The sequence below is a fragment of the Christiangramia sp. LLG6405-1 genome (assembly GCF_045055805.1).
Lineage (GTDB): Bacteria > Bacteroidota > Bacteroidia > Flavobacteriales > Flavobacteriaceae > Christiangramia.
This window is the reverse complement of record NZ_CP159330.1, coordinates 930,687-944,654: the sequence shown is the minus strand read 5'-3', so window position 1 is coordinate 944,654 and position 13,968 is coordinate 930,687. Positions and strand designations below refer to the sequence as shown.

Below are 13,968 nucleotides of genomic sequence, written 5' to 3'. Positions count from 1 at the left end.
TTAATTAGTAGTTGACTGAGTTTAGGATTGCTTGAATAAGGTTGTATCTTTGCTCTAAAATTCACTTTTTATGTCTTCTAAAGTTAGAGTAAGATTTGCTCCGAGCCCTACGGGACCATTACATATTGGTGGTGTAAGAACCGCTTTATACAATTATCTATTTGCCAAAAAACATGGTGGTGATTTCGTTCTTCGTATTGAGGATACAGATCAAAACAGGTACGTAGATGGAGCTGAAGATTATATTATCGAATCCCTGAACTGGTGCGGAATCCCTTACGATGAAGGACCGGGCAAGGAAAAAGGTTTTGGACCATACAGGCAGAGCGAGAGAAAAGACAAGTATCGCGCTTATGCAGAAGAATTGATAGCATCTGGAAACGCGTACTATGCATTTGATACTTCAGAAGAGCTGGACGCACATAGAAAGGATCACGAAGAAAAGGGTAAAACCTTTATATATAACTGGCATAACAGAGAAAAGCTCAATAATTCCCTTACCCTCTCTTACGAAGAGACAAAGGAGAAAATTGAAAAAGGGGATGCTTATGTGATTAGATTTAAATCTCCGCAGGATGAAACCTTGCACTTAAAGGATGTGATTCGCGGTGATATGGAAATTGATTCCAACATTTTGGATGATAAGGTTCTATTTAAAAGTGATGGAATGCCAACTTATCACCTCGCCAATATCGTGGATGATCATTTAATGGAGATCACACATGTTATTCGTGGTGAAGAATGGCTACCTTCTCTGGCTCTACACTATATGCTTTATCGTGCGTTTGGATGGACCGCTCCAGAATTTGCCCATTTACCACTTATTCTGAAACCTCAGGGTAAAGGGAAATTGAGCAAACGAGATGGTGAAAAAATGGGCTTCCCGGTATTTCCTCTTGAGTGGAAAGATCCAGCATCTGGCGATGTTTCTACAGGATACAAAGAAGAAGGTTATTATCCTGAAGCGGTAGTAAATATGCTGGCATTTTTAGGCTGGAACCCTGGAACAGAGCAGGAATTCTTTAGTCTTGAGGAATTAACGAGCGCTTTTGAACTAGAACGTGTTCATAAAGGAGGTGCAAAATTTGATCCGGAAAAAACAAAATGGTTCCAGCAGCATTATATGCAGGAAGCAGATGAATCGCAGGTTACAAAGGAATTTCAAAAGATCCTGAAGGAAAATGAGATCGTGGTAGAAGAATCGTATGTTAAGAACGTTGTTTCCTTGATCAAAGAAAGAGCAGTGTTTGTAGAGGATCTCTGGGATCAGGGATATTTCTTTTTTATCTCCCCTACTTCTTTCGAGCCAAAAGATGCTAAAAAAGCATGGAAAGAAGGTTCAGCAGGATTAATGAACGAATTAAAAACCTTCCTGGAAGGACAGGATAATTTTGAAACCGAACAACTACAGGCTGAAGTCAAAAACTGGATCAAAAGCAAGGAGATTGGTTTTGGAAAAGTGATGATGCCTTTACGTCTCGCATTGGTTGGAGCATTACAGGGTCCAGACGTTTATGAGATCGCAAGCTATATTGGAAAACAACAAACTTTGAGCAGGCTTACTAAAGCCATTGAAACGTTGGGATAATTGATCCTGAATAGTATTTAAGCCGGTAAGAAACTTGATCTTACCGGCTTTTTTTATGCTGATTAAATGCTGAAGAATGCTTAATTTCAGTAAAAAATTCTATTAGCATGATAAATCTTGTTTTAATACCCATACTTGCCATTTTACTGTTGCTGCTTATATTCTCAGGAATCTTTGTAGTTCGGCAGCAAACCTCAGCAGTTGTAGAGCGCTTCGGAAAGTTTACCAGTATCCGAAATTCTGGACTGCAATTAAAAGTTCCTCTAATTGATCAGGTAGCAGGAAGGATTAATCTAAAAGTTCAGCAACTTGATGTTCTGGTGGAAACTAAAACCAAGGACAATGTATTCGTAAAGCTGAAGATATCTGTACAATTCCAGGTTAGAAAAGATAATGTATACGATGCCTTCTACAAGCTTGAAAGTCCGCATGACCAGATAACAGCCTATGTTTTCGATGTTGTGCGCGCAGAAGTGCCTAAAATGAAGCTGGACGATGTTTTTGAGCGTAAAGATGACATAGCCATTGCTGTAAACCGTGAATTGAACGAAGCGATGCAGTCTTATGGATATGATATCATCAAAACCCTGGTTACAGATATAGATCCTGATGTACAGGTGAAAGCTGCTATGAACAGGATAAATGCTGCGGAAAGAGAAAAGGTTGCAGCAGAATATGATGCTGAAGCAGATCGTATCAAGATAGTCGCAAAAGCCCGGGCTGAAGCCGAAAGTAAGCGCTTACAGGGACAGGGAATTGCCGATCAGCGACGAGAGATCGCACGCGGACTGGAAGAAAGCGTGGATGTTCTAAATAATGTAGGTATCAATTCCCAGGAAGCTTCTGCCCTGATCGTAGTAACACAACATTACGATACTTTGCAGGCTATTGGAGAGGAAACCAATTCAAATCTTATTCTGTTACCTAATTCACCACAGGCCGGTAGCGAGATGCTGAATAATATGGTAGCGTCCTTTACCGCTTCTAATCAAATTGGAGAGGCGATGAAAGAGCAGAATAAAAAGAGAATAGAAGAGCAAAAGAGGAACAATGAAAATGACGCATAAAAAAAGCCCCGAATCGGGGCTTTTTAATTTTATGTATGATGACTACAAGTCGTAATCCATATTAGTCCTTTTGATACCCATAATTTTCGAAACCGCACGGATTGATAGGAATTTATGAACTATCGAACCTACACCACTTCCCAGTAATGACATTGGAGTCATCTGGTCTTTAGTATGATCCATACTAAGGCGAATTTCCTCTTTATCGATCTCTGTTTGTAATTTCAGGATCTTAAGATCTTTGTCGATATCTTTAAAGGATGAATAAACTCTCATTAATCATTTTTATCGTTAAAAACTGCTTTTGAAAACTTCTGAAGTATCAATTTCTCTATTGGTTCTTTTCCAAAGATATAAATCAAAACCCCAACGATGAGGTAAAAACCACCTACGATAAAATAACCGGAGCTGGGTACACCAATTGACTGACTAATAATAATTGCAATAGCAAAGGATAACATGATCCCGGCAATGCTCAACAAAAAACCCATAATCAAAAAACGAACGAGCGATGTTGCCCCTTTCATTCCCTGTTTAAAGGCTTTAAGCTTGTAATATTCAGCATTACTATGAAGAAATGCCTGAATATTATGATTTAAGTCGTCTACGTTGTTCGAAAGCTTTTCAAATGCCATACAGAAATTATACTACCGCTTTATTTGGAGTGTTTCCAGATCCAGTTGAAGTTCCCGGCTTATCTTTCTGCAATTTAGAATTTTGTTTTCTGAGTTCTTCTAATTTAGACTCCATTGCAGATAAAATATCATCTGCTTTATGACTTGCTGAAGATAAAGTCTCTTCCAGTCTTACTTCGAAATCTGTTCTTGCTTTCCTTGCCTTTTCAGAAAGATTAGAAGAAGTTTCATTGTACTTCTTATTTAGCCTGTCCTGAGCGTTCTGAGCATCATCTTTAAGTTTCTTGCGAGTTTTATCTCCGCTATCTGGTGCATAAAGTAAACCTACACCAGCTCCAATTGCTGCTCCGGTAATTAATGCTAATAATGTATTTCCTGTACTTGCCATAAGTTATTGATTTTAGGTTATTAAAGCTCAAAGATAGCGGTTGGTTTCACCCTAGCTTGTTAATAACCGGTTAATATGTTAAAACTTGAATGCTAAATTATTCTTAAAAAGCAAGATAAACCGTTTAAGATTTAATTTTAGCCCAGGAATCACGCAAAGTTACAGTTCTATTGAAAACAGGCTTTTCAGTCGTGGAATCTTTGTCCACACAAAAATATCCTATTCTCTGGAACTGTACCTTATCTTCAGGTTTCGCATCCTTCAGGCCAGGTTCAAGGTAACCGGTGACTACTTTTAATGATTCCGGATTTACGAAATCAAGATAATCTCTTTCCTTATCCCCATCTGGTGCTTCTTCAGTAAATAACCTGTCATAGAGTCTAACTTCCGCTTCCACAGCATGTTTTACCGAAACCCAGTGTAAAGTACCTTTCACCTTCCGAAGCGATTCTTCAGAGCCGCTTCCACTTTTACTTTTTGGATCATAAGTAACGTGAATTTCAGTAATATTACCTTCAGCATCCTTTACAACATCCTCGCCTTTAATGATATATGCATTTTTAAGGCGTACTTCCTTTCCTAGTGTTAACCTGAAAAACTTACGGTTTGCACTTTCTTTAAAATCTTCTCTTTCAATGTATAATTCCCGTGAAAATGGAATTTCCCTGCTCCCGGCAGCTTCATCTTCAGGATTATTTTCAGCTTCCAGCCATTCTTCTTCTCCCTCAGGATAGTTAGTGATCACCAGTTTAACAGGATCCAGAACACCCATAACCCTTGGAGCTATTTTATTAAGATCTTCTCTAACACAGAATTCAAGGTGAGAAACATCAATCATATTCTCACGTTTTCCAACGCCAATCGAATCGGCAAACTTCCGGATAGCTCCAGCGGTATAACCCCTACGACGCAATCCTGAGATCGTAGGCATTCTGGGATCATCCCAGCTGTCTACAAAACCTTTTTCGACAAGTTGTAGTAACTTACGCTTACTAACAATAGTATGACTTAGGTTTCTACGTGCAAATTCTCGCTGTTTTGGCTCAAATTCACCTTGTTTGCTTACTTTTTCAAGAAACCAGTTGTATAATTCTCTATGTGGTAAAAATTCGAGGGTACAGAAGGAATGAGATACATGCTCAATAAAATCTGACTGTCCATGCGCCCAATCGTACATAGGATAAATCTTCCAGTTATCTGCAGTGCGGTGATGTTCCTTATGCAAACAACGGTACATGATCGGGTCACGCATTAGCATATTTGAAGAAGTCATATCGATCTTTGCGCGAAGTACATGTCCTCTTTCAGGAGTATCGCCATTCTTCATCTGCTCAAAAAGCTCCAGATTTTCTTCTACTGAACGCTTTCTATACGGACTTTCCTTTCCAGGTTCGGTAGGTGTTCCCTTCTGTTCTGCGATTTCTTCTGAAGTCTGGCTATCTACATAAGCATCGCCATTTTTGATCATTTCTACCGCCCAGTCATAAAGTTTTTGAAAATAATCTGAAGCATAACATTCCTCTGCCCATTTAAAACCCAACCACTCGATATCTCTTTTGATAGCATCTACGTACTCCTGCTCTTCCTTTGCAGGATTCGTATCATCAAATCTTAAATTTACAGGAGCATTATACTTTTCGCCCAATCCAAAATTTAAACAAATCGAGGATGCATGGCCAATATGCAAATACCCATTAGGTTCAGGAGGAAACCTGAATTTGAGTTCTTCTCCTGAATAATTAGAATTAAGATCTTCTTCTATGATCTGCTCAATGAAATTGAGGGATTTTTTAGCTTCTGCCATAACCTGTTTTAATAAGCTGCAAATTTATCAAATTTTAAATCGATAAAGACAGCATGCGAACAATAGTATATTTAAAATTGATAACTTGAATTAAAATCACGTATTAAAATATGGATGACCTGTACAAAATCATATTATACTCAGCATTTTCGGGAATAACAGTATTTGTAGGAGGTTTGCTTTCCAAATACTTCGGAAGCAATCCAGACAAGTCCAATCGAAAGAAAGAAATAACCCATTTCATTACGGCTTTTGGAGGAGGTATTCTTATGGGTGCCGTTGCATTGGTATTGATACCAAGAGGTATGGAGGATCTGGATCTCCCCGTTTTACTCTTCGCATTTATAGCTGGTGCCCTGATTGTGTTTTTAATAGACCGGAAACTAGAAAGATTTGGAAGTACTTTATCGCAATTACTGGCGATGCTGTTAGATTTTATTCCTGAAGCGATAGCATTAGGTGCAATATTCGCGACAGATCCTAAGACTGGTATTCTACTGGCCGTATTTATAGGTTTACAGAATTTACCTGAATCTTTCAATTCTTACCAGGATCTTATTAGCTCTGGGATGAAATCGAAAAAAGCACTCGGAATTCTATTCTCATTAAGCTTTAGCGGAGTTTTAGGTGCCCTACTCGGTTATGCATTTCTAACGGACCTGCCTGAAGTTACTGCTTTCCTAATGGTATTTGCTGGTGGTGGAATATTATATCTAATATTTCAGGATATCGCTCCAAATGTAAAGCTAAAAAGGGCATGGATTCCTGCTTTAGGCGCTAATCTTGGCTTTTTGATAGGTATGATTGGAGAAAAATTAATTCAGTAATTCCTCTATTCTTCAGGAAACATATATTTGTAAAAAAAGTTTTGGGAGTAATCACACTTAAGAATATTAGAACTTTCGCTTATCATGGATGTCTAGATGAAGAAAGTAAAATTGGAAGCGAATACCAGGTAGATCTTAAAGTTTCTGGAGATCTGTTCCATTCTGCAAAGACAGATGAACTTAAAGATACCATAGATTATGTTCATCTAAATCACATAGTTAAGCAGGAAATGGCCGTTAGATCTAAATTACTGGAAACGGTTGCTGATAGAATCTTGACCCGTGTTCTTAGCGAACTTATTATGGTTCAGCAAGCTGAAGTCGAAGTTTCCAAGATCAACCCACCCATTGGCGGCAATGTTGCCATGGTTACTGTGAGCATGCAGAAATCAAGGTAGATTTTAGTTTTGATACTTAAATTTTTTATTACATTTGCCATCCCGCAAAGGGCATCGTGGCCGAGTGGCTAGGCAGAGGTCTGCAAAACCTTGTACAGCGGTTCGAATCCGCTCGATGCCTCAAATAAAAAAAGCTTCCTGAATCAGGAAGCTTTTTTTATTTCTAATCTTTTGTTTTTGTAAAATCTAGATCTCCAATCAAAGAATCACTTGGTGTAATTTCTTCGATCTGGTCTTTGATCTCATCTACCTGGTCTGGAAAGAGTCCCTGGAAGATCAGGACCACCCCGAAGATCACCAGTATACAACTAATGAACTTTTTCATAATATAGATTCGGTTGGGTGTTAATTTCCGGTTTAGCTTTTTTGCCAGTAAGATCTTGGCAACATCTACAATCAGGTATGTTATTAACACTGTAGCAATGAATACTGCTATTCTGTTTACCTGCATATCCAGCTTAGGACCAAAAACAATGATCACTCCCAGCCAGAAACCAAGCACTCCAATATTTATAAAATTCAGTAGAAATCCTTTTGCCAACAGGCTGAAATAAGCACTTTTACCGAGTTTTCTTATTTCAGGAGTCTTGTCATCTGTTTGCAAAGATTTCTTTGATTGTACAAAAGTCATCAAACCGTAAGTAGCGAGGATCATACCGCCAAAAATGAACAAAGCAGGATCATCTTTAAGACTTTCCAATAGCTTCGTTGTACTAAAATAAGCGATGGTTATAAATACACAATCGGCAAAGATAACTCCAAAATCCAATGCAATAGCGGCTCTAAAACCTTTTATAGCGGCGGTTTCCAGTAATACAAAAAAAACCGGTCCAAATAGAAAAGCCAGAAAGAAACCTAAGGGTAAGGCAGCTAAAACGTCCTGTAACATACAGTTAAGTTGTTTTGCAAATGTAAACTTTTTGTAGTTTTAAAGTAAATATAGCAGTTAAAGCCTGAATGCGATACTTTTTCCTACTAATTTGCTTCTACATCTGCTTTGCTACCCAATAAAGTGAAATCTAAATGACGTTTGACCAGGTCTGCATTTTTAACTTTGACGTAAACCTCATCACCTAAAGTGAAAGTTTTACCGGTACGTTTACCAGTTACAGCGAACTCATCAGCATCATATTCATAATGATCATCGTTCATATCTCGTAACCTGATCATTCCTTCACATTTATTTTCAACGATCTCCACGAAGATTCCCCAATCTGTAACTCCAGAAATTACTCCAAGAAATTCTTCATCCTGGTGATCCATCATGAATTTCACCTGCATGAACTTAATAGAATCACGTTCTGCACTGGTAGCCAGGTACTCGCGATCACTACTATGGTTACATTTGTCTTCGTACTCTTCTTCACTGGCAGATTTATGACCATCCAGGTAATGTTGAAGCAACCTATGCACCATTACATCAGGATACCTTCTAATTGGAGAGGTGAAATGAGTATAATGATCAAAGGCTAAACCATAATGACCGATATTATCGGTTCCGTAATAGGCCTTACTCATGGTACGAATAGCTAAAGTATCCACCATGTTCTGTTCTTTTTTACCCTGCACATCTTCCAGAAGTTTATTTAAAGAACTTGTTGTGGAATTACGATCTGTAAGGTTCAGTTTATGTCCAAATCTACCTACGATGCTTTGTAGAGAAGCAAGTTTATCTTCATTAGGTTCATCGTGACATCTGTATACAAAAGTCTTTTTTGGCTTCTGTTTACCAATAAATTCAGCCACTTTCCGGTTGGCAAGTAACATGAATTCCTCGATAAGTTTATTCGCATCCTTGGCAGTTTTAAAGAAAACTCCCACTGGTTCATTTTCTTCGTTAAGGTTGAATTTCACTTCTACCTTATCAAAAGAAATTGCGCCATTTCGCATACGACGACTTCTCATTTTCTTTGCAAGTCTGTCCAGCGTGGAAATTGCATCTACTATTTCACCGCTAACTGAATAGGCATCTTCGCGAATTGAAATATCTTTTGGAATACTACCAGCATTCGTTTCAATAATATGTTGAGCCTCTTCATAAGCAAAACGCTCGTCTGAATAGGTCACGGTTCTTCCAAACCACTGATCTTTTACCTCAAGCTTATCGTTAATTTCAAAGACTGCAGAGAAAGTGAATTTTTCCTCATTTGGTCTTAGTGAACAGGCGTTGTTTGAAAGTATTTCAGGAAGCATAGGCACCACGCGATCCACGAGGTAGACTGATGTTGCACGTTCGTAAGCCTCATCGTCTAGAATAGTTCCAGGTTGCAGGTAGTGCGATACATCTGCAATATGAATTCCTATCTCGTAATTACCATTTTCAAGTTTTCTGAAGCTTAAAGCATCATCAAAATCCTTTGCATCTTTTGGATCTATCGTGAAAGTCAGGATATCACGCATATCCCTTCTTTTAGCGATCTCATCCTCGTTGATAGAAGTATCTATTTTATTAGCGTATTCCTCCACCTCTTCAGGAAAATCATGAGGAAGACCATATTGGGCAAGAATCGAATGAATTTCTGTATTATGTTCTCCAGGTGTACCAAGCACTCTGGTGATCGTAGCAAAAGGTGAGTCTGCCTTATCTGGCCACTCTTCGAACTGGATTACTACTTTGTCTCCATCTTCAGCACCGTTCATTTTATTCGCAGAAACAAAGAAATCTGTGTACATGGATTTATTATCCACTACCACAAATCCAAAGTCTTTTTTCTTCTGAAGTGTTCCAACAAATTCTGTTCTCTTACGCTTGGTGATATTTACTACTTCACCTTCGCTTTTCTTATTACGACGGCGATTGTAAATGTAGATCTCTACTGTATCACCATCAAAAGCTGACTTTAAATCTTTATTTGCAATAAAAATATCGTCATCAAATCCATCCACGATCGCATAACCATAACCCTTTGTGGTTAGATCTAGTACCGCTGTATGATAGTTCTTGGAGCCTTCGATCTTAAATTTCCCACGTTCAACTTCTTCAATTTCCTTTTTTGCAGTGAGTTGAGCTAGTTTTTTTATGATCTGGTTTCTACTACTGGCATCATTAACACCTAGTATAGAAGCAATTTGTTTGTAGTTATATGTTTTTCCCGAATTCTTTCTAAGGATATCTATAATGCTTCGGGTAAGGTTGCCCTGTCCTTTGGGCTTATTCTTGTTCTGTTTCTTCATTCTCAAATAGTATGCGATAAAATTACACCATAAAAATCAGTCTGCATCCTGTTGAGATTAAAGTTTTGTTAAGTCGGAAGAGCGCTTATATAGCTAAAACATTAAGCATCAACATTTTATTTTAAATTAATTTTAGTTTTATTAAGATTTAATCTTAATTTTTTCTTAATTTTATTTTAACATTAGCAATCAGTTCAACGTTTAAATTTGCTAACAGTATGAAACTACGTAGGTCCTCCTCATATACAGCGGTCTTTATTCTGATCTTTTTGATCGGACTTATAATTTTTGTTACCATTATCAACAAATCACTAAACGAGAAAAGTGATCTTCTGAATACTACTTCTTCTGAAGCACCTGTAACTACTTTAGTATCTGCTTCTAACGATTAATACGTATCTTAGGGAACTAATATTTTCCCATGAAAGACTACGTTTGCCTGGCAACTTTTACATATCCGCACGAGACTTTAATACTAAGATCCAGATTCACTGATGAAAATGTCACGCATTATTTTCAGAATGAAACTTTAGTTGGTCTAATTCCATTCAGTTCTTCTGCTTTTGGCGGTATAAAACTAATGGTTCATCCACAAGATGTTTCGAAAGCAAAAGAGATCCTTGACTCTTTCAATGACAAATCTTCTTCTCTACGCATCGTATAGTTATGAACAGTATATACTATTATTATCTTTTCTTCTTTTTTAAAAAAATTAAATAATGGTATATGATGGCGTGTTCATTTGTACAATAATTTTACTCCTACTTCCTTGTTATTTCAGTTGTAATTATTTGATAACAGTTTATCAACAAGGCTGTGAATAGCTAACTAATTGATACACTTAGGTTTTTAAGATTTACTTAACAGAAGTTCTTAAATTTTATCAATGCCTGTTTATTGAAAAGTTTACTATCAACAATTGTCAACAACCGAATTTTAAGTGCTCATAACTTGATAAGAAATAACCTACTTATAATTTGCTTTATTGATAGTAGTTCGAGTATTGTTATAAAAATCTTAAAAAGCAAATTTCTTTATCATTAAATCATCAGATGTTTTGCACAATTGTATGTGGATTTTAAAGCGTTGAAAATGAGTTAAAACCTGAAAGTAATTAACAACGGGTTTTAAGCTTCTTAACTGCTTGTTTTTTTAACTTTGTCACAAACAACTCAACTATGAAAATATCTATAGGAAACGACCATGCAGGTACTGGTTATAAACAAATGATCCAGACTGCCCTGGAAAAAGAAGGTCACAAGCTTACCAATTATGGAACAAATGAAAAGGATAGTGTAGACTACCCAGATTTTGTTCATCCTGTAGCAAATGATGTGGAAAATGGAAATGCAGATCTTGGTATCATTATATGTGGTAGTGGAAATGGTGCTAATATGACTGCAAACAAACATCAGGGTGTACGCTCTGCATTATGCTGGACCGTTGAGATCGCAAAGCTAGCCCGGGAACACAACAACGCTAATATTCTCAGTATTCCTTCCCGTTTTGTTTCTGAAGAGCTTGCCACAGAGATGGTGGAAGCATTTCTAAATACTAAATTCGAAGGTGGCCGTCATCAACGAAGAATAGACAAGATTCCCGCAGCTAAATAATTATGGAATTGAATATTGAAATCAAAAAGTTCAGCGAACTGAGTCTCGCTGAACTTTATGCTATTTTACAACTTCGTTCAGAAGTTTTTGTTGTGGAACAGGATTGTGTATACCAGGATATTGATGGTAAGGATGATGAAGCTTTACATGTTCTGGGTACTAAAAACGGGAAGATCGTAGCTTATACTCGATGTTTTGCACCCGGATATTACTTTCCTGAAGCAGCTATTGGTCGTGTGATCGTAAAAGAATCTGAAAGAAAATATGGATATGGACACGAGATCATGAAAGCTTCTGCTACTGCTATTTTTGAAAATTATAATACTTCAAATATTAAACTTTCTGCACAGCAGTATTTGATCAAATTTTACGAATCGCATGGTTACCAAAGTATAGGCGAAGGCTATCTTGAAGATGGTATTCCACATATAGCTATGATCAAAGACTAGTATTACTTGAGGATCTCAGCGTATTTGTTTTCGCTGTTCAGGATCTCCTTGGCTTTGGAAATCTCTGGATTGTTCACCGTATAATATTCATACAGGCCTTCTTTATAGAAATATCTCTTGATGATCTCATCTTTAAGAAGGCTGATAATTTCAGGTTTTCTTAGTTCCAACTCCTGCTTTTCATGTTGCTCCAGTTGTAATCTTATTCCTGAAGCTTCAAATTTCAATTCCAGATTTTCTTCTTCAGAAGTAGCAATTAATTCTTCCAGTTCCTTTTCCGTAGCAGTTACATAATCAAAACCAGATCCTCTCAGGTATACCTTAAATTCCTGAAAATCTGCATCGTTGAAATCAAAATCCTTCAGATTTTCTACCTTGTGTGAATAATAATATTCCGTAGCATAATTGAAGATCGCATCCTGCAGTAATAATGCCTGGGTGATATCACTAAATTCTGAAGTTTCTAACTTTATATCTGGTAGAATTCCACCACCATCATACACCTTACGGCCATTACGGGTATTAAATTCATTATAGTCTTCAACTTTGGTTCTAACTGCTTTGCCATTTTCATCCCGGCGACGATAATCCAGCGCCTGTATACATCTTCCACTCGGAGTGTAATACCTTGAAATGGTAATTTTAAGCTGAGTTCCATAGGCTAATTCCCGTGGTCTTTGTACCAGCCCTTTCCCAAAGGATCTTGCTCCAACGATCACTCCTCTATCCAGATCCTGCATTGCTCCGGCTACGATCTCACTGGCTGAGGCGCTACGCCCGTTTACCAGGACGACCAAAGGAATCTTGGTATCTATAGGTTCTCTCTGTGTATAATAATCCTTATTATACTTTTCTATGGCAGATCTCGTGGTGACGATCAATTCATTTGCTGGAACAAAAATATTACTCACATTAATTGCTTCACTCAGTAATCCTCCCGGGTTACCTCTTAGATCAAGAATGATCTTGTCAGCACCCTGATTTTTTAGTTCTTTCAAAGCTCTGGATACTTCGGTTGAAGCTTTGGCATTGAACCTGGATAGTACGATATAACCAGAATTATCTTCGAGTAATTTGTAAAATGGTACTGCATTAAGGTCTACAGATTCCCGTTTTAATGAAGTTTTCTGCTCCTTACCCTGTCTTACAAAAGTGATTTCCACAGCAGTTTCTGAAGCACCATTAAGCAGTTCTCCTGCATCCTCTTTAAAATCTGCAACTCGTATATCACCGATCTTAGTTATGAGATCTCCGGCTTTTAAACCCGCTTTATCTGCAGGATAATCTTTATAAGCTTCTACAATAGTAATTCCAGTAGCTCCATTTTTTACCGCTGCGCCGATCCCGGTATATTCGCCAGAATTATTGATCCTCGCTGCTTCCACATCCTGCTCATTCCAGTAATTGGTATAAGGATCAAGATCTGTAAGCATGGATTTTATAGCAGAATCCATTAATTGTGCAGGATTTGTTTCATCAACGTAATTCATGTTGATCTCCTTGAAAAGCGTCGTGAAGATCTCGATCTGTTTAGCGATCTCGAAAAAATCTGATTTAAAACTTACAGTTCCAATGAAAATTCCTGCAAGAACAACAGGTATAAGGATGAGGTTTTTAAAGTTCTTTTTCATGAGTCGGCTGTTTTTCTGAAAAGTTCTTCAGCAATTTGATCATATTCTTTTCCATTTTAGAATGATCAATCTCATCCCTGGAAATATATATGAACATAAAAGCATGAGAAATTGCAAGATCGCTGGTAACAAGGTACTTATTTTTTCTGAAAGCTTCGCGCATTAATCGTTTGATCCTGTTGCGTTTTACTGCTGTTTTCACCAGTTTTTTAGGCACCGAAACTCCTGTTTTTAATTCAGGTTTATCTGAAGTCTGGATTGGTGCATAGATAAGTTTTAGTGGATAACTTTTCAGATTTCTACCTTCAGCAAAGAGCAGATCTATATGCTTTTTGCTTTTTAATTTTTCCAACTTTCCGAAGCTCTGATCCATGTTTCAAAAGTACCAATACTT

Annotated in this window: 16 protein-coding genes and 1 tRNA gene; 9 read left to right on the top strand and 8 right to left on the bottom strand. The window is 37.5% G+C overall.

Translation table 11 applies throughout. From position 1 onward, the window contains the following. The first annotated feature begins 70 nt into the window (after positions 1–70). Together gltX and ABVM50_RS04400 are read left to right on the top strand one after the other, a co-directional pair. Complete coding sequence (gltX, locus tag ABVM50_RS04405) at positions 71–1,588, top strand: glutamate--tRNA ligase (RefSeq protein ID WP_405200139.1); 1,518 nt, start codon at positions 71–73, stop codon at positions 1,586–1,588. Between the two features lie 107 nt (positions 1,589–1,695). Further along, positions 1,696–2,655, top strand: coding sequence for an SPFH domain-containing protein (locus ABVM50_RS04400; protein WP_405200138.1), 960 nt, complete (start codon positions 1,696–1,698; stop codon positions 2,653–2,655). A 42-nt stretch (positions 2,656–2,697) separates the two neighbouring features. On the opposite strand, the gene ABVM50_RS04395 is transcribed toward ABVM50_RS04400, so the two are convergent. The 4 genes from ABVM50_RS04395 to ABVM50_RS04380 form a co-directional block, all read right to left on the bottom strand. Continuing rightward, positions 2,698–2,931, bottom strand: a complete 234-nt coding sequence (locus tag ABVM50_RS04395; protein ID WP_405200137.1) for a DUF6327 family protein — start codon at positions 2,929–2,931, stop codon at positions 2,698–2,700. Beyond that, positions 2,931–3,290 (bottom strand): phage holin family protein, encoded by a 360-nt coding sequence (locus tag ABVM50_RS04390; RefSeq protein ID WP_141876422.1) that lies wholly within the window; start codon positions 3,288–3,290, stop codon positions 2,931–2,933. Before ABVM50_RS04390 ends, ABVM50_RS04395 begins: the two co-directional genes overlap by 1 nt. A gap of 7 nt (positions 3,291–3,297) precedes the next feature. Further along, positions 3,298–3,678, bottom strand: coding sequence for a YtxH domain-containing protein (locus tag ABVM50_RS04385; RefSeq protein WP_405200136.1), 381 nt, complete (start codon positions 3,676–3,678; stop codon positions 3,298–3,300). A 124-nt stretch (positions 3,679–3,802) separates the two neighbouring features. Next, on the bottom strand, positions 3,803–5,482 hold the full coding sequence (locus ABVM50_RS04380; protein ID WP_405200135.1) for a glutamine--tRNA ligase/YqeY domain fusion protein: 1,680 nt from the start codon (positions 5,480–5,482) through the stop codon (positions 3,803–3,805). 110 nt (positions 5,483–5,592) lie between these two features. On the opposite strand from ABVM50_RS04380, the gene ABVM50_RS04375 reads away from it, so the two are divergent. The 3 genes from ABVM50_RS04375 to ABVM50_RS04365 all read left to right on the top strand — a co-directional run bounded on the left by ABVM50_RS04375 (position 5,593) and on the right by ABVM50_RS04365 (position 6,828). Continuing rightward, entirely contained in the window at positions 5,593–6,309 is a 717-nt protein-coding gene (locus ABVM50_RS04375) for a ZIP family metal transporter (RefSeq protein WP_405200134.1), read from the top strand. A gap of 41 nt (positions 6,310–6,350) precedes the next feature. Further along, positions 6,351–6,707: a dihydroneopterin aldolase gene (gene folB, locus ABVM50_RS04370; RefSeq protein ID WP_405200133.1), complete on the top strand. Its 357-nt coding sequence runs from the start codon at positions 6,351–6,353 to the stop codon at positions 6,705–6,707. Between the two features lie 50 nt (positions 6,708–6,757). After that, a tRNA-Cys gene (locus tag ABVM50_RS04365) sits at positions 6,758–6,828 on the top strand. A 42-nt stretch (positions 6,829–6,870) separates the two neighbouring features. Here ABVM50_RS04365 and ABVM50_RS04360 read toward each other — a convergent pair. Further along, positions 6,871–7,596 carry a LysE family translocator gene (locus tag ABVM50_RS04360; protein ID WP_405200132.1) on the bottom strand — a complete coding sequence of 242 codons (726 nt, stop codon included), beginning with the start codon at positions 7,594–7,596 and terminating at the stop codon, positions 6,871–6,873. Positions 7,597–7,682: 86 nt separating this feature from the next. After that, complete coding sequence (gene rnr / locus ABVM50_RS04355; RefSeq protein WP_405200131.1) at positions 7,683–9,881, bottom strand: ribonuclease R; 2,199 nt, start codon at positions 9,879–9,881, stop codon at positions 7,683–7,685. Between the two features lie 218 nt (positions 9,882–10,099). On the opposite strand from rnr, the gene ABVM50_RS04350 reads away from it, so the two are divergent. From ABVM50_RS04350 to ABVM50_RS04335, 4 genes are all read left to right on the top strand, one after another. Next, positions 10,100–10,273, top strand: coding sequence for a hypothetical protein (locus tag ABVM50_RS04350; protein WP_405200130.1), 174 nt, complete (start codon positions 10,100–10,102; stop codon positions 10,271–10,273). A 29-nt stretch (positions 10,274–10,302) separates the two neighbouring features. Next, the gene (locus ABVM50_RS04345; RefSeq protein ID WP_405200129.1) at positions 10,303–10,545 is read left to right on the top strand and encodes a DUF2007 domain-containing protein; all 243 of its coding nucleotides are present in this window, start codon (positions 10,303–10,305) and stop codon (positions 10,543–10,545) included. Positions 10,546–11,059: 514 nt separating this feature from the next. Beyond that, the gene (gene rpiB, locus ABVM50_RS04340) at positions 11,060–11,494 is read left to right on the top strand and encodes a ribose 5-phosphate isomerase B (protein WP_405200128.1); all 435 of its coding nucleotides are present in this window, start codon (positions 11,060–11,062) and stop codon (positions 11,492–11,494) included. Between the two features lie 2 nt (positions 11,495–11,496). Continuing rightward, a complete protein-coding gene (locus tag ABVM50_RS04335) occupies positions 11,497–11,943 on the top strand; it encodes a GNAT family N-acetyltransferase (protein ID WP_405200127.1) in 447 nt (148 codons plus the stop codon). A 2-nt stretch (positions 11,944–11,945) separates the two neighbouring features. Here ABVM50_RS04335 and ABVM50_RS04330 read toward each other — a convergent pair whose 3' ends face one another. Continuing rightward, on the bottom strand, positions 11,946–13,574 hold the full coding sequence (locus tag ABVM50_RS04330) for a S41 family peptidase (RefSeq protein WP_405200126.1): 1,629 nt from the start codon (positions 13,572–13,574) through the stop codon (positions 11,946–11,948). Continuing rightward, positions 13,558–13,947 carry a ribonuclease P protein component gene (gene rnpA, locus ABVM50_RS04325; protein WP_295179522.1) on the bottom strand — a complete coding sequence of 130 codons (390 nt, stop codon included), beginning with the start codon at positions 13,945–13,947 and terminating at the stop codon, positions 13,558–13,560. Before rnpA ends, ABVM50_RS04330 begins: the two co-directional genes overlap by 17 nt. Positions 13,948–13,968: the final 21 nt, after the last annotated feature.